Raw genomic sequence first — 19,451 nt, forward strand, 5'->3', positions numbered from 1 at the left:
CCCTCCGGCTTTTTATCTCTTTAAAATTTCTGAAATCAGCTGTCTAGTGGCATCCTGATTTTCAAGGCAAAATTCACGAAAAAACTGCACATATAAACGTTGTTCCTGTTCCGTTTTAGAAAACAATACGTTTTTTACAGACGTTACTAGGCTATCCGTATCTGTCACAATTTTCCCAGGCAAAATTGCTGTTGGGTCAAAATAGAATCCCCTTGTACTATTTTGATACTTTTCCTTATCATACATAAAAAATAGCATCGGTTTTTTTGTTAATGCAAAATCAAACATAACCGATGAATAATCTGTAATTAATAAGTCAGCGATTAAATAAAGTTGATTGATATCTGGATAAGAAGAAACATCGATTACACGTGAACCAAATGCACTTATATCAAAACTTTCTGCAATTAAATAATGTAATCGTGTAAGTATTACAATAGAAGAATCAATTTCTAAAAGTTGTTCAACTGGCAAATGATTGGTAAAACGATAGGCTCCTTTTCGGATAGACTCATCATCGCGCCATGTTGGCGCATAGAGAATAATTTTTTTGTTAGCTGCAAGACCTAGCTGATTGCGAACAGAAAAAGCTATTTTGTCCTTATTTTCACAAACTAACAAATCATTTCTTGGATAACCTATTTCTAATATTTCCCCTTCATAATGAAAGGCTTGTCGAAACACTCTTGTACTGTATGCATTAGGTGAGATGAGATAATCCCAACGCTTTGCTTCTTGAATGACTTCTAGTTTATAGCTCTCTGTTTCATGCTCTGGCATTTTGACTGTTTCAATATCTAACCCCAGTTTCTTTAGAGGGGTCCCATGCCACGTCTGTATATAGATTGTTGTTTGATTCTTATACATCCAGGCTGGCATCCGTGTGTTAAAAACCCAATACTGAGCTCTTGGCATCAACCATAGCCATCTCCAACTTAATCGTTTGACGAAAGGAACATTCTCTTCCACAAAAGGCATCTCATATCCTTTTTTGACTGCCCAAATACATTGATATTCAGGACAGTTATCTCTTATGTACTCAAAAATTGCACGTGGATTATCACTATACTGTCTTCCATGAAAACTTTCAAAAATAAATAACTTCTTTTTAGGTAGTTTACCTAAAAAGAAAAAACAAGCTTTTACGGCTTGGTGCATACTATTCTCTAAAAATTTTTTCATTGAATTAATCCTTTACATTAGATTATCAAAAATATAATCCTAATCTATAATTTTGTATGAAGAACGCGTTCACAAATCTCTAAATTCTCTTCTCTTTACTTGCTTAAATTTATGAATAACTCTCACCACGATTGAACAAGCATGTAAAATACATTATTTTGCTTTTCTTCTTTTAAGTATAAATTTATCTATGCTAAACGTCAATGGCTTTATTGAAATAAACATTCCAGTGTTATTCGATTGTTATAATTTAATTTTTAACAATCGAATAACACTGGAATGTTCAGATATTTAACATCCGATCACCTATTTAATTTTTTAGAAACTTTAGCCATCTTTATACAATTACTCTTATAAATTAAATAACTCACAAGGTACCTAAACTAACCCAATAAACAGCAAAAATCCAGAAGAGTCTCTCTTCTGGATTTTTGCTTATTTGACGATACTTTTTTAAATTTTGTTAATCAATTTAAAATAATCCACATAAGTGCATAATTGGGAAAACAAATAATAAACTATCAAAACGATCTAAAATACCACCATGTCCTGGCAAGATGTTACCAGAGTCTTTCACGCCATAATGACGTTTGATAGAAGATTCAACCAAATCACCGAATTGCCCTACTATAGAAAATAGAACCGTCAATACAAGCATCACCGGCATTGGATAAGGAAATAGCCCTTTATTAGCTGTGAAAACTAAAAACAACGCTGCTACAACGACGGCTGATAAAATACCACCAAGTGCACCTTCTATTGTCTTGTTGGGTGAAACATCTGGCATCAATTTATGACGACCAAATCGGCGTCCAAATAGATATGCACCAATATCCGTTGCCCAGACAATGAATAAAGCAAATAACAAGACTTCAAAACCTGCGGAACGGGCACTAATAAAGTTCTGGAACCCCATCCCTACATATAAACTGACAATAACTGGAAAGCCAGCTTCTTCAATCGTATATGTATTTTTAGAAATTACCGAAGCACCTAACAACAACATTACAGTGACATAAAATAAAATGAAATTTGTTTGCATTTCCGGCAAAAAGTTTAACCATTTAATTGTCGGGATAACTAAAAAAACGGCCCCTAATGCTGATAAAACACCTTCAAAACTTAATAACGTTAATCCTTTCATACGGAATAACTCGTACACGCCGACTACTGCCAAAGCAACAGCGGCAATCTCAATTGCAAAACCACCATACCAGATAATTGGAATAAAGATGATTAATGCGACGATAGCTGTGATGACACGTTGTCTCACTGCGGATCGCTCCCTTCTGTTTCTGTAGTTTCTTTTAGACCACCAAAACGACGATTACGATTTTGGAAAGAAGCAATCGCGGTTTCTAAAGTGTCTCCTGAAAAATCAGGCCATAATGCTTTTGTAAAAAACAACTCGCTATAAGCAATTTGCCATAGCAAGAAATTACTAATTCTCTCTTCCCCACTTGTTCGAATCAACAATTCTGGATCACGAAGTTCCGTGGGTAAAAAGCCAGTCATTAAGTGATCTGCGATCGTTTCTTCTGTAATCTCATCTGCCGTATATGTTTTTTCTGAAACCTCTGCAGCAATCTGTTTCATGGCAGTTAGTAGCTCCGCACGCGCCCCATAATTTAAAGCAAAGTTCAAAACCATGCCCGTATTGTCCTTGGTTTGCTCAATGGCGCGCTTAACAGCATCTTGCGTATGGCTTGGTAGAAACTCTTGGTAGCCCATTACATTGACTTTAACATTTTCCTTAATTAATTCAGGCACGAATGTATCAAAAAAATCAACAGGCAATTGCATTAAGAAATTGACTTCATCTGTTGGTCTCTTCCAATTTTCCGTTGAAAATGCATAAAGTGTTAAAACTTTAACGCCTAAATGACTAGCATGCTTCGTTATTTTTTTAACCGTATCCATGCCTTCTTTATGTCCAGCAATTCTCGGCAGTCTTCGATTCTGTGCCCACCGGCCATTTCCGTCCATAATAATGGCAATGTGCTGCGGAATTTGGCCTTCTTTATCAAAGGCGTACTGGCTTGCTTCTTCTACATATTTATTTTTTTGCGGAAAAAAACGTAACATCTTTTTCCCTCCATTCCAAAAAATCTATCTTAATTATTATAACAATAACTAATGCAAATGCCTATGCATAGTCCCTGAATTTTCCTGATAATTAAGAAATTCCTTGTAACTTTATCATTTATGGTCCTTTTTTAAAAGAAAAAAACTTAGACTTGGCAAGTAAATCAACATGATGTATCTGCCTAGCCCTAAAATTTTAGATAAACAACGGGACAGGAGCAGCTTCTTCGGAAATAAGCTGAACGTCCTTGAGAGACAAAAAGCATCTTTCAGAACTTTCTTCTTATTTCTTGAAGCTTAACACGCCTGTCCCGACCTCAAGTTTTTATTCTATTGTCTTTTTCTTTTTATTCATTGACTGGAACAATGGCACCGTTCCATTTTTTCGTAATCCAATCTTGGACTTCTTTGCTACGTAACACTTTGACTAATTTTTTTACATTTTCGTTGTTTTCGTCTTCTTTACGAACCGCAATAATATTGGCATAAGGTGAACTTTCTTTTTCTAAGGCAATCGCATCTTTTTTCGGATTTAATCCTTGATCCACGGCAAAGTTTGAGTTAATTAAAACCGCAGCCCCTTCTTCATTGTCATAAAGAGTGGTCATGATTGCTGGATCACTTTCATGATTGAATTTCAACTTTTTAGTATTTTTATCAATATCATCGAAAGTAGCAGTTGTCCGGTCTACCCCTTCTTTCAGCGTGATTAAACCAGCATCTTCTAAGATAGTTAATACGCGTGGCCAATCTGAAACGGAAGAGCTAACGTAAATCGTTGAACCATCAGGAATTTCTTGTAACGATTTGTATTTTTTCGAGTAAAGCCCAACTGGTTCTAAATGAATCGCACCTGCATTCACAAAGTCATAATCATTTTCTTTAACCGCTTCATTAAAGAACGGCACATGTTGGAAATAGTTGGCATCGATATCGCCACTTTCCAACGCCTTGTTAGGTAGCACGTAATCTGTATAAGTCGTCACTTCTAATTTTACGCCTTCTTTTTCTAATAAAGGTTTTACATGTTCTAAAATCTCTGCATGTGGAACTGGTGAAGCTCCAACTTTCAAGACCGAGTCATCACTCTTTTTATTGCCGCAAGCCCCTAAAACTAAGACAGCTACTGCTACAGTAATTACTGACCATAATGTACGTTTTTTCATCTTATTCCCTCCATTTATCGTTTATCTATTTTTTTAGCGACTGTATCCCCAAGCCATTGAATCGCAAAGACAATAATTAAGATACAAATCGTTGCTACTAAGGTAACTGTATTTTGACCACGTTGGAAGCCATCTTGATACGCCAAACTTCCTAAACCACCCGCTCCAATAGCAGCTGCCATTGCAGTGTAGCCCACTAAAGAAATGGTTGTAACGGTTAAGCCAGAAACAAGCGCTGGCAGACTTTCTGGTAATAGAACTTTCCAAATTATTTGGAAACGATTGGCCCCCATTGCTTTGGCTGCTTCAATCACGCCTTTATCGACTTCACGAAAAGCGATTTCGACCATGCGAGCATAAAAAGGTGCTGCGGAAATAATCAATGCTGGTAAGGAGCCTTTGACACCAGACATACTCCCTAAAATAATTTTTGTAAAAGGAATTAACAGAACGATTAAGATAATAAACGGAATCGAACGGAAAATATTTACAAAAATGGCCACTAGCCAATACAGTAATCGGCTCAAAATCCCTTTTCTGCCTGACGTTTCAAAAAGTAGTAGTCCTAAAATCAGCCCTAAAATGGCGACCACTATGATTGAAATCCCTGTCATATAAAGTGTTTCAATCGTTTTTTCTTGTAGTTTACTTATATCAATTTGGGAAAAATCAAAGAAACTTGCTAAGCCACGATTATTCATTTCCAATCACCTCTGTTTCTACACGAAGTTTACGTAATCCTTCAATGGCTGCTAGAATATTTTGCTCTTCGCCTAATAATTGAATATAAAGAGAACCCACTGCACCCTGCTTTGTTTGCTGAATGTTCCCTTGAATAATACTAACTTCTACTTGATATTCTTGGACAATATGCGAGATAATTGGCAATTTCGCTTGTTCACCGTGGAAAAGCAGGCGAACAATTTTTCCATTCGGATATTGTTCCAACATTTCTTCAACAACCAGTTCCGTTTCTTCAATGTTTTTATCCGCTTCTTGTTGGATAAAGCGTTTCGCAATTTCTGTTTGAGGCTTTTTGAAAATATCGATCACTTTACCTTCTTCAACAATTTCACCATATTCCATCACAGCTACGCGATTACAAATTTTACGAATCACGTGCATTTCGTGGGTAATTAATACAACCGTTAAATTTAATTCTTGGTTGATTTTTAGTAGTAATTCTAGCACTTCATCAGTTGTCTGCGGATCCAAAGCACTCGTTGCTTCATCACAAAGCAAAATGTCAGGATTGTTAGCTAAGGCACGGGCAATCCCCACTCGTTGCTTTTGCCCACCAGAGAGTTGACTTGGGTAGGCGGTTTCCCGTCCTTCTAAACCAACCAACTTGATTAACTCTTCTGCGCGGCTTTTCCGATTTTGTTTTGGAACGCCAGCAATTTCCAATGGGAGCATGATATTTTCTAGGACCGTCCGTGACCATAATAAATTAAAATGTTGAAAGATCATCCCAATTTTTTTACGGAAGTTTCGTAGTTCTTTATTTGGCAACAATGCAATATCTTGTCCTTGAATTTCTACTTCACCTTCTGTAGGTGTTTCAAGTCCATTCAATAGGCGAACCAACGTACTTTTTCCTGCACCTGAATAGCCAATAATGCCATAAATATCACCTGATTCAACTGTTAAATCAATATCTTTTAAAGCCGTGACTTTACCCGCTTTACCGGAAAACTCTTTTTTTACATGACGTAATTCAATTAATGCCATTTTGTTCTCCTCTTCTTTCTGTTCTACTTTCTTATTTTGAAGGTTTCGCACTTTTTATGAAACGAATTTGCTTAATAAAAACAAAAAAACTTCCATCCTTTTGCTATTACAGCAAAAAGGACGAAAGTTTGTCATTTCGTGATACCACCTTAATTCGCTATTATTTCTCAATAATAACCTCATACGGTACTTGATTCTTCGCATACCGTTGGCTGTAACGGGCGCCCCGTAGTAAGTTCACTGCTTCGCTCACTTACTCTGCTCAAAGACCATCTTCCATCTTAAATCTGTTACCCATTCTCAGCAAACAGGGCTCTCTTCAAACGTCCTTAACATGTACTCTTCTTTTCAAAGCTTTCTTTTGATTAGATTGAGAAAATTATAGCAATAATCATTGGCCTTGTCAACGTAAGACTAAAGATTTTCAAATTCTGTTGGTTCAACATCTGCTAAAACAGCAATCCAGGCATTTTCTTCATCTAATGCACTTGGCTCTTGATCAGCCGCTTCATTAATCGCAACTACCTTACCAGATAATGGACTACTGAATTCACTGACTGCTTTTTCTGCTTCTAATTCAATTAAAGAATCACCTTTAGCTAATGTTTGTCCGACTTTGGGAAATGTCGCAAAAGTAATCTTCCCTAAATCCTCTTGGGCTTCGGCGGTTAAACCAATTTTATAACCTGCTTCTGTTGGTAAGATCCATAATTGATCGATTTGTTTCATTTCACTCATTTTCCAAGCACTCCTTCGTAATCTGCTTCTTTAAAACCATTCGTTAGAAATGTATTGTCTTTTAAGAGAATTGGACGCTTAATCAACATGCCATCCGCAGCTAAACGCTGACTTGCTTCTTCAATAGAAAAACTGTCAACAAGATCTTTTAAGCCTTGTTCTCTATATAAAACCCCGCTTGTGTTAAAAAAACGACGAACAGGCAAGCCGGTCTCTTTCATCCATTTTGCTAATTGTTCACTACTAGGCGGTGTTGCTTTAATATCAATTGCTTGGTATTTAACGCCTTGTTGGTCTAACCACGCTTTCGCTTTTTTACAAGTTGAGCATTTAGGATATTCATAAAGTGTGTACATTTCTACCCCTTCTTTCTTCTTTCTTTAACGACCACTTCTGGTACGAACCGTTTCTTGTTGGTAACGCATGGACATAATTAAGCCCACCCCAATCATGTTACCTAAAATGGAAGAACCACCTTGACTAATAAACGGTAATGGAATCCCAGTTAATGGTAGTAAACCAATATTCGCTCCAATGTTTTCAAAAACATGGAACAAAATCATCATGATAATTCCTGTGGCAATGTAGGCATAGAATTCATTATTTGTATCAAAACAAACGCGAATCATGCGGTAGATTAAAATAAAATACAACAAAATAATGAAACAGCCACCAATAAAGCCAAAGTTTTCACCAACAACTGTAAAAATCATATCTGACTCACGAACAGGGACATACACATCACTCACGTTAAAGCCTTTTCCGAAAAGGCCCCCAGAACCAATTGCTGTTAATGCTAGCGCTGGTTGGAATGAGCGGTCTGGATCTGTATGGAAAGGATTTAGCCATAAATCAATCCGATCAAATTTATAGGCTTCGACCCCTAACTTAGACAATAAATCTCTACCTGTTTCTGTTGTAATCAAGTAAATAGTTCCTGCCCCCACTAGAGCAGCTAAAATAAAAACTGGCACAATAATTTTCCAAGTAATGCCAGACATTAAGAAAACTCCCCCAAAAATGGCTAAGAAAACTAACATCGTCCCGAAGTCTTTTTGTAAAAGTACTAAAACAATTACCGGAATCGCCACTAATAGCATTTTAGCGATTAGCCAAAAGTCGCTTTTGAGTGTTCGGTCCACATATTTAACATTATGCATGGTCACTATATAGGCCAACATCAAAATAAACGCAATCTTCATCAATTCCGATGGTTGGAATGTGGTGCCACCAAAGCGAATCCAGTTTTTAGAACCTGTTTGCTCTGCTAGCACGGGGTCATAGAATTTCAGTAGTAATCCCATTAATACTAATCCAAGTGCATAAAAAACGGGCGTTAACCGCCAGAGTAATTTTGAGCTAAAATGCATAATAATGACAATACTTAATCCTCCGACTAAATACCACAGTCCTTGTTTCATTAACAAGCTACCAATTTTAGGTTTGCTTGGATCATTGTAAAGCGCTACGTAAAGCGATAGCATACCAATTAGTGATAAAAGAAAAACTGGTAATATCACGCCGTAATCAATTCGACTATCTAAATTTGTTTTCTCTTTTCTATTCATTCGTCATCCCTTTTCCTTTGTTCATACGTTTTTTATTATATCTTTCTCACAGAAGAAAAGAAAGGAATTCTACTATATTTGAGAAAAACTTTAGAGAATTGGTCCTTCACTAGCAATTTTTTCTTTTTCTTCAATCCTATTTGGCTTTTATTTAAAATTTTTTACATCAGTGATAATGAGAAAGTTTACTATAAACATTCAGTAACAAAAAACAGTCGCAACTAAAACACGTTGCGACTGTTTTTATTCGCTTTTTCTTTGTTTCGTTTGTTGTAGCTCTTTATTAATTCGGACAATTTCGTTGCCAAAATTTTGCCAGTCACTGGCTCGCGGGGGCGCTAGCCAAATTAAACATTTTACTGAAAATAACGTTTTTGGTAAATAATCCGAAACTACTAAATCAGTATCTGGTCGAATCGCTGAATGAAAGTGAATGCTGAAAGATTCGAATATTTTGATTTGTTCTTTGATAAACTGAGTATATTTTTCTCCTTGCGTAAAATTCACATAAAGATTGATCGTGCTTTTTTCATTCCTTTGGTCATAAAGACGGGATAACACTAATAGCAAATCAAAAAATAAAGAAAGCTTACTAAACTCAAACGCCGAGCAATCCAACGCAAATAAAAACTGACGACAGCTATTAAAAACAATTGGGTAGCGTTCCTGAAAAAATTCTAAATCCATAATTCGTAAGGTGATATCGATGAACGGCGTAATAAAACGATGTTGATAAATAATCGGAACAATTTCTTGATAAAATTCTTCGTCCGAAATTGTAAACGGCATATAAGAAAAGAATAATGTTTTCGTAGCCGTAATTGCCTCATTGTGAGAACTCAGCAAATGTTCCGAAATAAGTTCACTTTGATAGACCGATAAATTGCCGATAATTCCTTGAATTTCTGCGTTTTTCTCTGCATGAGTCGCCTTCATCACTTCGTTGATCCAACTTTGAATTTCTTGATAAATCGAACTTTCTTCATCAAAAGCGAATGGATTTTCTTCTTGGGATAAAAAATAATTAGCTTTTCTTTGCGTTCGTTCTAACGCCACCAATACATAATGTTTAAATAAATGAAAATTAGTGATATTTTCATAAGAGCCTTTCAATTGAGCCAATAATTGGTTCACTGCGCGAAGATCTGTTTGATTATATAATTCTTCAGAATCTTTGTAAATTCGGTAATAAAGCATAGTAAAATATTGTCTAATCGCCATTTCATTGCCGCTAAGTTGTAAATTTTTGGATAACTTAATACCGTATTGACCTAATTCTTTCCGGATATGGTCAACAATTTTATATACAACCGTTCGACTCATCCCGTGCTTTTCACCGTATTTTTTGATTGAGGTAAACTGATGAAAGAAAATCGTTTTTAATAGATTAAATTCTAACGAGTCTTTTAAATAATATTCTTCAATAATACTTGAAGAAATACGAAGGCTTTGAGATAACAAAATTTCATTATTTTTTTCACTGATTTCCATCTCATTAATCAGACCAAAGCGTTGCAAATCTGCATTGATTTCTGTTATGTTCCGTTCTAGCAAATAAGGAGAAATAGCTAATTGCTTACATAAACGATCTTTTCGTTCAGAAAATGAATATTGTTGCTCTAACTTTCTAATAATCGCTAATTTTAAATTTTCCCGATCATCTAATAACAAGAATTCCATTTAAACTCTCCTTGTTCCATACAAAAGTGAGCCTGACAGGAAGCTTAAAGTGGTGCCAAATTGAGAGGACCCACTTGCCGCTCCTCCAGTAATTTCCACTGGGGCTATCGTATCTATTTTTTTCAACAACTCATCATTTAACAGCACCTTTTTATTTACTCGTTCCTGTTCAATTTTATTTTTCTTTTTCTCCTGTTTTGTTTGTTGCTCCTTGTCCTGTCTCGAGGCAATAATTGATCTTTCTGGGCCAATCATTGCTTGACTATAAGGAAGCTCTGCAAGCATATTCCCCTCTGCAGCAAAATTAGTAGGGTTGACATACACCTTCGCAATAGAAAGGTATGACTCGTAACGGAAGGTTACAAAATAAAGGCCTACTTTTTGAGTATTTACATTATTTTCTATAATTACATTTTCTAAATTTAAAGGGCGACCCTCTTTATCTTTTAGAAAAACGACATTGTCTAATGGTGACCATGCTTGATTAACTCCTAAAAACGTGTCTTTTAATTTAAGTTCCGTTTGATTTTCTTTGACCGTAATGGTTGCTGTTTCAATTTTGCCATCCACTTCATAAGTCACGGTGTATTTGCCTGGTGTTGTCGCTTCGTTTGCATAGCTATTCACTGAAGCAATCAACATTCCTGAAGAAAGAAATAAGGCTGTGCCGATACTACCATAATAAATAGTTCGCTGGTTCATCTCGTTTATTATTCCTCCAAACTATTTCATAAAAATAACTATCTTAACAGAAAAACCTGCTAATAGGTGTTCTTAAAATAAAAGTCACTTGTAAAACTTCCTATTTTCCAAGGAAACAGCTACCCTCATTCATGCACTTATTCATCTTTTAAGCGTGGAACAAAAGTTACTTTAAACTTTTGCCCCACGCTCATTTAATTATTTTCGTTTCTTCTTGATGACTATACCACTAATAATCACAATAAGTAATACAACAAGTCCTAGCACACGATATAGACCATTAGTTTGTTCTCCCGTTTTGGGATAACGTCCTTGCTTGTCAGGTTTCACAATGTGTGTGACATACTGACTACTTTTTATCGTGGTTTGATTCGTTGAAGAACTAGTCTGGTTGTTCTCATTTTTATCTGGTAGCGGTGTAGGATTACGATCAATCACATGAACAGTTGCTACTGTCGTTAATTGACGAGGTGTTTCGTTTGAAAACATTGAGAAAAGTCGTGACTGCACAGCTGGTTTGGTTTCATTAACTGGCTCAGTGGTATAGGAAATCTGGTACTCTCCTGTTTTCTTTGTATCAACTTCCCCTTTTACTTGAACCTTATCAAAGGATATAGCATGACCATCACGATCTGTCGCTGAAACGAAATTATCTTCTGGTTTCCACGAATCACCAACATAAATCGTTGTATCTTTAACCTCTAACTTAGATTGGTCGGGTTTGACGGCCACATGGGCTGTTTCTTCTTTACCTTCGTAACTGTATATGATTGGATAAACGCCTGCTTTGCTAGTATCAACTTGACCTGAAACAGTGATTTTTTCGAATGGGACATCTTGACCTGTTTTATCTGTTGCTGAAACAAAGTTCTCTTCTGGTTTCCATGAATCGCCGACATAAATCGTTGTATCCTTGACTTGTAAACGACTATCATCACGGACATGAACGATTGCTTTCGCTTCTTTTGTGCCATTTTTATAGACAATTTCATAATCGCCTATTTTATCAACATTCACTGTTCCCTGAACATCAATTTTTTCAAACGGAACGTCTTGACCTGTTTTGTCTGTCGCGGAAACGAAGTTATCTTCTGCTTCCCATTTATCACCCACATAAATTGTTGTATCTTTGACCTCTAACTGACTGTCATCACGGACATGAACGATTGCTTTCGCTTCTTTTGTGCCATTTTTATAGACAATTTCATAATCGCCTATTTTATCAACATTCACTGTTCCCTGAACGTCAATTTTTTCAAACGGGACATCTTGACCTGTTTTGTCTGTTGCTGAAACGAAATTATCTTCTGGTTCCCATTTATCGCCCACATAAATCGTTGTATCTTTAACCTCTAACTTAGATTGGTCGGGTTTGACAGTCACATTAGCTGTTTCTTCTTTACCTTCGTAACTGTAAACGATTGGATAAACGCCTGCTTTGCTAGTATCAACTTGACCTGAAACAGTGATTTTTTCAAACGGAACGTCTTGGCCTGTTTTGTCTGTTGCTGAAACGAAATTATCTTCTGGTTTCCACGAATCACCAACATAAATCGTTGTATCTTTAACCTCTAACTGACTGTCATCACGGACATGAACGATTGCTTTCGCTTCTTTTTTGCCATTTTTATAGATAATTTCATAATCGCCTATTTTATCAACATTCACTGTTCCCTGAACATCAATTTTTTCAAACGGAACGTCTTGACCTGTTTTGTCTGTCGCTGAAACGAAATTATCTTCTGGTTTCCACGAATCACCAACATAAATCGTTGTATCTTTGACCTCTAACTTAGATTGGTCGGGTTTGACGGTCACATGGGCTGTTTCTTCTTTACCTTCGTAACTGTAAATAATTGGATAAACGCCTGCTTTGGTGTTATCAACTTGACCTGAAACAGTGATTTTTTCGAAGGGAACGTCTTGACCTGTTTTATCTGTTGCTGAAACAAAGTTCTCTTCTGGTTTCCATGAATCGCCGACATAAATCGTTGAATCTTTGACTTGTAAACGACTGTGATCAATTGTTTTCGTTAATGGAATTTTTAGTTGGTTGTCTCCTTTGACCAGCTTAATGGCTTTTCCTGTCAAATACTCTTCATCCACGGAATATTCCTGCGGTACATTCGTTACTCGCAAAGTATAATCACCTGTCATGATGGCATCAAAGGAGTATTGACCTTTTTCATCTGTTGTAAATTCGGTTGCTGTATGCGTGACATTATCAATTAGTTCAAAAGAAACCTTCGCAATTGCTTGGTTTTCATCCTCTACGTTATGCGTGTAGAATGTGGCAGTTGCTAAATAAACAATACCTTCCGCATCACCTTCTGAGAATTTCAATGTGATTGGCGCAGTGGTGACTTTTTTCTTGCTAGCAGACATCTGGTTCAATGTTTCAGAGTCGATTGTTGTTTCTGTATAGATTTGGCCAGCGTTTGCAGAGACCGTATTGTATTCAATCGTAATGTTTTCTGTCAATGTATAGTCTTTAAAAATAATTTTCGCACCGTTTGTAGTCTTCTCTAATGAATAAGCATCTTCTGGCACACCTTTCACGGTAATAGAATTCAAATCGATTTGAGCATTGGTTGTGCCTTTGGGTGTTAATTCAATCGTTGGATTTTTCACACGATGTGTTTTATTATCAATATTTTTTGTTGTTACTGTCGTTTTTGTTACATTTTTTAATGTTGGATTCGCCGCTTGTGTTGCACTCAAAATGTCTAACGCTTCATTTTGAACAGAAACCGTAGCAGACCCTTCATTATTATTCGATTGTGGTTCTTTAGCTGTCCCTGTTATATAAAGAGTTGGCACGTCGATCCAGCCATTGGCATTTTTATACTCAATAATGTAACGTTTGTTGGTTTTTCCAAAATCAAACGTGTAACTATTGGTATTTTCGTCAAAAGTAATCGTTGGGTATCCAGGACTGTCTGGTGACATTGGTTTATCAAAATAATAGCCACGATCCCAGTATTGTGGATAAATTGAATCTACCTGATCGTTTGAAACATCATAAATGTCAAAAAGAACATCGGCGCCAGCTGGAATTTTTGTGCGGACGCTTAGTGAGTCAAAAGAATCATTTCGTGCATTGACAAGGAATTGATTTTTACTACTTTGAAGTGTTCGTTCAGAACCACGCTTACTATTAGTAGTTACTGTCGTATCAACTGGAGTTAAACCTTCAGCACTCATTGTTATCGGTATCGTATCGACTGGGATACTTTTATCTTTTGGCAAACTATCGGGCACATAATTAAAACCAATTGGAATTTGGATTTCATTGGTTATTGGCGTAGTGAACTTAATAACTGAGCCATCTGACGTTGGCGTTACTGTATAATCCGTTCCTAACTTGTAATAAAAATAAATTTCTTTTGTAGCTCGTAATGAAAGATAATTAGGATGCTTTACTTTAATTTCTAAATTTTGAATCGGTGTCTCTTTGCTTCCCATAACTGAGACAGTTGTTCTTGATGAATAGGCACCATTTTGATCATAATTACCCCAAGCAGTTTCAGCATTCAAAGGATTAACAACACTAATTGGTTCAATATATTGATCGGATACTAATTGAATGGCTTTATTGGGACCAATTACAGGGGTACTTAATGATAGATTAATGTCCTTCTTGTCAAAATCCATTGTTAAATCAGAAATATTTATTCTTAAATAGCTATCTTTTGTAGCCGTTAAGGTAAGCTTGCCACCTTCAGTTTTAATATCAAAATAGTCTTCCAATTTTACATTTTCATATAAAGGACCATACGCCGTAAATTTAGGATTCTTAATTTCTTGACCATTTGTACTCTCTAATACGATTTGTTGACCCACTTTTGTTTCTGTTAATGTGCCATAAATTGTTACATAATATTTCCCTTTGCTTTGAAAACTGATATAGGACATACTACGCATTTCACGATCAGCAATTACTTTACTTGTTTGACTCGTCTTAGCAGTAAAATCGGTTGTTTGTTTAGTTCCTGTCGTACTTTTCAAAGAAATTGACCCAATTTTTGTTGTTGGATACTGCTGCGAATATAAGTAGTTATAGTCCGAAGCACTCTCTAAATAAATTGTTCGATTAATCGATAAGGAATAGGCTTTTTGTTGATTCATGTTTGGAACAGTTACAGCAATCCGCCCGAGTGAATTATCGCTTAATGTATAATCTTTGCCAGGTGTTAACAAGGTTTGCGTTTCTGGTAAAATTTGACCATTAATGTCGACATCGTAACTGAAAACTTGAGGTTCCAAGTTATCTTGTTTTCCAAAGACAGCGCCTGGCGTCTCTGTTGTTAATAATTCTAATGTTTGATTGCCAGTTAACGTCCGGTCTAAATTATAAAAAATTTCGCCATCTAACCCCGTGGTTCTGGTTCGTTCTTTATATTGAATTGGTTCCACTTGTTCATATAAATCAAACGAGTAAGTTTTTTTATTTTTTCCTGGAGTTTCAATTTTGATTAATGGTTCCGCCTCTGTTGTTAGATAACTTTTTAGTTCTACTTTAAAGGAAGTATCTGAAACTCGTTGATTAAACGTAATACTTAATGTTTTGGTCGCCGCATCGACTGCCCAAGTTGCGCCAATGCCCGTCACATCTCCGCTAACAGTTGAATAACCTAAATGTTCTGGTAATTGAACTGTATAAACTGATCCAGGTGCATAACCTGTGTTTCCAACAGCAAATTGGAACGTAGCGGTTACCGGTGTTGTATTTAATTCGCGGTGAACCTCTGTTTGGCTGTATTCTGTTCCACCAATCGGCGCAAGACTCATACTGTCAAGTAGTTCATCTGTAATTGGCGCTTGAACATCTGGTAGGGCTTTTTCATTAAGTGAGGTGTCCTTTTCCTCCGTTGTTTGTTGTTCAGATGGTGTAGCAGCATCACTGGAAGCTGTTGTGCTCGCCTCTGTGGTTTGCGATTCAGTTGTTGCAGTTGGTTGATTCATTTCTGAAGTATTCGTTGTTGCTAAAGGTAAAGCTGGCGTTGTGCTCGATAACTCTGCCTCTTTTTTTGCTGTATCAGTGGTCTCTGTTTGTGCTTCTGTCGTTGTTACAGCATAGGCATTTACGGCAAACCCGAAATTTTGTGCGAGAAGTATACTCAACATCACAAAAGAAAAAGTTTTTTTCTTCATACTAATCCCCTTTCAATAAAATTCATATAACCTAATAATAGCTTGTTAAAAATGAAACAATTGATTAATTTTTTTTGAATCTTCGAAAAAAAAAAACAGCTTTTCATAAAAAAATACTTGGAAAATCAGCCACAATCACTGTTTTTCCAAGTATTTTTTTATGAATATTTGTAAATTATCGTTTCTTTTGGCGAAAAACGACCACGAAATAAACTGCAATAAACAATAACACTAAGAGCGAGTTACTATTTTTAATGAAAGTTAAAAATTGACTTGTTTGCATTGAAATGCCTTTGCCGCCAGTCAATTCTAATAAAAATTGTGTCGTGCCACCTTTGCCTACTACAGTGACTAACATAAGCGCCATCAAAATAAATTGATGGAATAAACTCCCTTTTGTTTGTGTTGTATATTTGATAAGGATGCGGCTATCTTTTGGCAAATCTGTCTCTTGATAATATCGCCTAGCTAAAAAGCTATTCAATGTGCTTTTGAAAAAACTCAAGAGAAACAGGCCTAAAATAGTCCACGAGGTAAGAAGTAATATTCCCAAACTTCCCGCCAGACCAATCATTGGTATGTTGTTTGACCACTGTTTCGTTTTACTAGCTGCAATCATTGCAAAAATCATCCCTAAAACATAAGGTAAATAGAGATAGATGCCCATATGAGCTCTGCCATAAACCCCTGCAACATAAATGGAACCAAATAAAAATAAATAGTTCCCGACAATCCCGTTAATCAAGGTCGCAAGATTCATTTCTAATGATACTTTATACGCACCGCGTTTGCCATAATGACTAACGAAAAGGACAGCCACCACAAAGAAACAGCAGGCGCCAACAATCGCGTAATCAAATTCCACCGCATTCGTTAATAAGCGACCACTTCTTAATAAAAGTAATAACACAAAAAAGATAACAAACAGAATTAATTCTTTTCGTGAAACTTCTGCTGATTCTTCTTCTAGCTCGTTTAATGAAACAGGATAGCTCTTGATTGCTACTAAAGCAACCAGAAAATAGAGCGCGTACACCAATAACGCCAGTCCAATCTCAGTCGCTTTAAAAAATAAAGCGCCAAATAAAACAGCGGTCAATAAGACTGTCGTTAAAAGATTGCTGTGACTAATTTTTTGACCTTCTTCTTTCAAGAAAAAGCGAATTGTTTGATTACTTGGTGGCAACAACGCCCCACTAAGTCCTAATAACATTCCTGAAATACTATAAAGTGGGAAAGAAAAAGCGCCGGCAATCCCAATTAAGGAGCCTGCCAAGCCTAACAATAGAGAAATCTTTAGTAGACCTAGACTAGTTAAAGACAAATTAATTCCTCGAACCAGAAAAATGCCTGTCATACGCAATGTATAAAATAAGACAAATGGTAAAATTGTTAAAAGGTTGTGTCCATCACTCAATTGAATGTAAAGTAAATAAGGCACAACAATAATCGTATTACTTAGTAAACTTAATGCTGTATTACCAAGACTTTCAATTTTTTTATTCATTTTGACCTCTTCTTTTATCTTTCATTTTCTATTATTTTTAGGGTAGCATTGTTTACTTTTTTTGTCCATAAAATAACAGATGCAGCAATTTTCTAATGTTTATTTTCCACTGTTACGTATAATAGTTAATGACGACTGCTTGGACTTTCTCTGTTCCGTCATTTATATACGTGTGTACTTGATTAGCATCAAAATACATAGCGGCGTCTTTTGGAAGAAGGTATCTCTGACCGCCCACTTCAAGAGCTAATGCTCCTTGAATAACCATGACATATTCTGTCGAACGTTTTGAATGCCCAACAGCTTGATACTTTTTCCCTGGATCTAATTCAAACTGAAAGAGTTCAAAGTTTCTTTCCTGGTTGTCCGAGTAGTAATTAAAGACTCGATAGGAGTGATCTTCAGAATGTTGTGTTACCGTCTCAGTTTTTTTAACCACGGGATTTTCTTTAACATAGTCATCTTCTAATAAATACGTATATGGAACATTGAGTCCATTACTTATTTTCCAAATTGTATTTATGGTAGGATTGGTGGTTCCTTTTTCAATCTGCGAAAGCATCCCTTTACTCACTCCGGTTATCCCAGCTAGTTCATCTAACGTAAGTTTTTTTTCTTGTCTAATTTTTTTTAAATTATTGCCAATAATTGTATTAATCTCCAAAATAGTTGCTCCTTCTGTTTCTTTTTATCATCCAAAAGTTTAATATATTGAACAAAAGTATTCTTTATTGTATTATACAATATATATCTTAGTTGTTCAAAAGGAGTGGTTAATAATGAAAACGCTCATTCGCTCGTTGTGTCTCATTATCGAAGGTCTAGATTTTCATACACACGTGTTTAAATTTTATACAGAAAGAAGGAAAAAAAGAGAATGAACCACCAATTAGATGCACGCACTGGCATTCGTGAAGCCTTGCCAACGGTTTTTGGCTATATTGGTATTGGCATTGCTTTTGGTATCGTAGGACAAGCAGCAGGTTTTTCCCCTCTTATTGTTAGTGCGATGTCGTTTTTTATTTTTGCAGGATCTGCTCAGTTTGTAACAGTTAGTATGTTGACTGGCGGCAGCCCTATCTTATCTATTGTGTTAGCGACTTTCTTAGTAAATGCGCGTATGATTCTTATGGGAATGACCATTGCGCCTTACTTTAAAGCCGAATCTCTCGGTAAAAATCTCTGGTTGGGAACCTTACTGACGGATGAAAGTTTTGCACTAGGAATGAATAAATTAAACCACACCAAAGGACGTTTAAGTTTTGAGTGGTTTAATGCTGCCAATTTGATTTCCTATGCGACTTGGGTTTTTTCGACGATCATCGGTGCCTATCTAGGGCGCTTTATTGCAAACCCTCAAGCATTAGGTCTTGAGTTTGCGGTCGTGGCTATGTTCATTGGTTTACTCTATCTGCAGATAATTAGTGATCGTTCCATGAAAATCGCTTTACAACTCATCATGGTCCTGATTACTTTTGGTTTGATGTCTATTGGTCTAATTTTTATTCCCAGTAATTTAATTGTCTTAGTTGTCACGTTAATCGGGTGTGGAATAGGAGTGATGATAAAACATGCCTTCTTCTGAGTATCTCTTTTTAACAATTTTAGGCTGTACCGTTGCAACCTGGCTTTCAAGAATACTGCCATTTTTACTTTTAAAAAAAATCAGTCTGCCACAGAAATTATTAGAATATCTAAGTTTTGTTCCAATTGTGATTATGTCCGCCTTATGGTTTAGTAGCTTATTTGAACAAAGAATTGGGCATTTACCAAGCCTCAATCTTCCTTATTTATTCGCTTCATTTCCTACCATTTTAGCCGCAATACTTACTAAAAACTTATTGCTTATTGTACTGGTAGGCATTGCTTCATTTGCACTAATCCAAAATTTTATCTAAAAAAACAGACAGGCACTACCAGATGGTAGTGCCTGTCTGT

The 19,451-nt window shown here is 36.2% G+C and carries 16 protein-coding genes and 1 other annotated feature; of the genes, 2 read left to right on the forward strand and 14 right to left on the reverse strand.

Annotation, left to right across the window (positions count from 1 at the left end):
• Positions 1-12 precede the first annotated feature (12 nt).
• The 14 genes from IGL32_RS09550 to IGL32_RS09615 all read right to left on the reverse strand — a co-directional run bounded on the left by IGL32_RS09550 (position 13) and on the right by IGL32_RS09615 (position 18,177).
• Positions 13-1,182, reverse strand: a complete 1,170-nt coding sequence (locus IGL32_RS09550; RefSeq protein WP_010823873.1) for a CDP-glycerol glycerophosphotransferase family protein — start codon at positions 1,180-1,182, stop codon at positions 13-15.
• Between the two features lie 472 nt (positions 1,183-1,654).
• A complete protein-coding gene (locus tag IGL32_RS09555; RefSeq protein WP_002359680.1) occupies positions 1,655-2,455 on the reverse strand; it encodes a phosphatidate cytidylyltransferase in 801 nt (266 codons plus the stop codon).
• Complete coding sequence (locus IGL32_RS09560; protein WP_002356646.1) at positions 2,452-3,267, reverse strand: isoprenyl transferase; 816 nt, start codon at positions 3,265-3,267, stop codon at positions 2,452-2,454. Before IGL32_RS09560 ends, IGL32_RS09555 begins: the two co-directional genes overlap by 4 nt.
• Before the next feature lie 347 nt (positions 3,268-3,614).
• The gene (locus IGL32_RS09565) at positions 3,615-4,433 is read right to left on the reverse strand and encodes a MetQ/NlpA family ABC transporter substrate-binding protein (protein ID WP_002359679.1); all 819 of its coding nucleotides are present in this window, start codon (positions 4,431-4,433) and stop codon (positions 3,615-3,617) included.
• Positions 4,434-4,447: 14 nt separating this feature from the next.
• Entirely contained in the window at positions 4,448-5,134 is a 687-nt protein-coding gene (locus tag IGL32_RS09570; RefSeq protein ID WP_002356640.1) for a methionine ABC transporter permease, read from the reverse strand.
• Positions 5,127-6,164 carry a methionine ABC transporter ATP-binding protein gene (locus tag IGL32_RS09575; RefSeq protein ID WP_002356639.1) on the reverse strand — a complete coding sequence of 346 codons (1,038 nt, stop codon included), beginning with the start codon at positions 6,162-6,164 and terminating at the stop codon, positions 5,127-5,129. Before IGL32_RS09575 ends, IGL32_RS09570 begins: the two co-directional genes overlap by 8 nt.
• Positions 6,165-6,277: 113 nt before the next feature.
• Positions 6,278-6,525, reverse strand: a binding site (T-box leader).
• Positions 6,526-6,578: 53 nt separating this feature from the next.
• Positions 6,579-6,893: a glycine cleavage system protein H gene (locus IGL32_RS09580; RefSeq protein ID WP_011109554.1), complete on the reverse strand. Its 315-nt coding sequence runs from the start codon at positions 6,891-6,893 to the stop codon at positions 6,579-6,581.
• Between the two features lie 5 nt (positions 6,894-6,898).
• Entirely contained in the window at positions 6,899-7,258 is a 360-nt protein-coding gene (locus IGL32_RS09585) for an arsenate reductase family protein (RefSeq protein WP_002359675.1), read from the reverse strand.
• A 24-nt stretch (positions 7,259-7,282) separates the two neighbouring features.
• Positions 7,283-8,470, reverse strand: coding sequence for an FtsW/RodA/SpoVE family cell cycle protein (locus IGL32_RS09590; RefSeq protein WP_002356636.1), 1,188 nt, complete (start codon positions 8,468-8,470; stop codon positions 7,283-7,285).
• 243 nt (positions 8,471-8,713) lie between these two features.
• Positions 8,714-10,150, reverse strand: a complete 1,437-nt coding sequence (locus IGL32_RS09595; RefSeq protein WP_002356635.1) for a helix-turn-helix domain-containing protein — start codon at positions 10,148-10,150, stop codon at positions 8,714-8,716.
• Positions 10,151-10,852, reverse strand: coding sequence for a bacterial Ig-like domain-containing protein (locus tag IGL32_RS09600; protein ID WP_002379695.1), 702 nt, complete (start codon positions 10,850-10,852; stop codon positions 10,151-10,153). It lies immediately after the preceding gene.
• 198 nt (positions 10,853-11,050) lie between these two features.
• Positions 11,051-16,006, reverse strand: a complete 4,956-nt coding sequence (fss2, locus tag IGL32_RS09605; protein ID WP_430600036.1) for a fibrinogen-binding MSCRAMM adhesin Fss2 — start codon at positions 16,004-16,006, stop codon at positions 11,051-11,053.
• Between the two features lie 175 nt (positions 16,007-16,181).
• Complete coding sequence (locus IGL32_RS09610; RefSeq protein WP_002367110.1) at positions 16,182-17,513, reverse strand: hypothetical protein; 1,332 nt, start codon at positions 17,511-17,513, stop codon at positions 16,182-16,184.
• Positions 17,514-17,625: 112 nt separating this feature from the next.
• A complete protein-coding gene (locus IGL32_RS09615) occupies positions 17,626-18,177 on the reverse strand; it encodes a helix-turn-helix domain-containing protein (protein ID WP_002362234.1) in 552 nt (183 codons plus the stop codon).
• Positions 18,178-18,390: 213 nt separating this feature from the next.
• Here IGL32_RS09615 and IGL32_RS09620 point away from each other — a divergent pair, with 213 nt between their 5' ends.
• Both IGL32_RS09620 and IGL32_RS09625 read left to right on the forward strand, forming a co-directional pair.
• Positions 18,391-19,098, forward strand: a complete 708-nt coding sequence (locus tag IGL32_RS09620) for an AzlC family ABC transporter permease (protein WP_002356628.1) — start codon at positions 18,391-18,393, stop codon at positions 19,096-19,098.
• Positions 19,085-19,411 (forward strand): AzlD domain-containing protein, encoded by a 327-nt coding sequence (locus tag IGL32_RS09625; RefSeq protein ID WP_002362235.1) that lies wholly within the window; start codon positions 19,085-19,087, stop codon positions 19,409-19,411. The genes IGL32_RS09620 and IGL32_RS09625 overlap by 14 nt, the downstream gene beginning before the upstream one ends.
• Positions 19,412-19,451: the final 40 nt, after the last annotated feature.

This window comes from Enterococcus sp. AZ035, assembly GCF_050548325.1.
In the GTDB taxonomy this organism is placed as follows: domain Bacteria; phylum Bacillota; class Bacilli; order Lactobacillales; family Enterococcaceae; genus Enterococcus; species Enterococcus faecalis.

Excerpts from the sequence above, each read along its gene's own strand:
- IGL32_RS09565 (WP_002359679.1), bottom strand. The coding sequence starts at position 4,433 with ATGAAAAAACGTACATTATGGTCAGTAATTACTGTAGCAGTAGCTGTC.
- IGL32_RS09620 (WP_002356628.1), top strand. The coding sequence starts at position 18,391 with ATGAACCACCAATTAGATGCACGCACTGGCATTCGTGAAGCCTTGCCA.
- IGL32_RS09560 (WP_002356646.1), bottom strand. The coding sequence starts at position 3,267 with ATGTTACGTTTTTTTCCGCAAAAAAATAAATATGTAGAAGAAGCAAGC.
- IGL32_RS09550 (WP_010823873.1), bottom strand. The coding sequence starts at position 1,182 with ATGAAAAAATTTTTAGAGAATAGTATGCACCAAGCCGTAAAAGCTTGT.
- IGL32_RS09610 (WP_002367110.1), bottom strand. The coding sequence starts at position 17,513 with ATGAATAAAAAAATTGAAAGTCTTGGTAATACAGCATTAAGTTTACTA.
- IGL32_RS09625 (WP_002362235.1), top strand. The coding sequence starts at position 19,085 with ATGCCTTCTTCTGAGTATCTCTTTTTAACAATTTTAGGCTGTACCGTT.
- IGL32_RS09595 (WP_002356635.1), bottom strand. The coding sequence starts at position 10,150 with ATGGAATTCTTGTTATTAGATGATCGGGAAAATTTAAAATTAGCGATT.
- IGL32_RS09600 (WP_002379695.1), bottom strand. The coding sequence starts at position 10,852 with ATGAACCAGCGAACTATTTATTATGGTAGTATCGGCACAGCCTTATTT.
- IGL32_RS09580 (WP_011109554.1), bottom strand. The coding sequence starts at position 6,893 with ATGAAACAAATCGATCAATTATGGATCTTACCAACAGAAGCAGGTTAT.
- IGL32_RS09575 (WP_002356639.1), bottom strand. The coding sequence starts at position 6,164 with ATGGCATTAATTGAATTACGTCATGTAAAAAAAGAGTTTTCCGGTAAA.
- IGL32_RS09570 (WP_002356640.1), bottom strand. The coding sequence starts at position 5,134 with ATGAATAATCGTGGCTTAGCAAGTTTCTTTGATTTTTCCCAAATTGAT.
- fss2 (WP_430600036.1), bottom strand. The coding sequence starts at position 16,006 with ATGAAGAAAAAAACTTTTTCTTTTGTGATGTTGAGTATACTTCTCGCA.
- IGL32_RS09585 (WP_002359675.1), bottom strand. The coding sequence starts at position 7,258 with ATGTACACACTTTATGAATATCCTAAATGCTCAACTTGTAAAAAAGCG.
- IGL32_RS09590 (WP_002356636.1), bottom strand. The coding sequence starts at position 8,470 with ATGAATAGAAAAGAGAAAACAAATTTAGATAGTCGAATTGATTACGGC.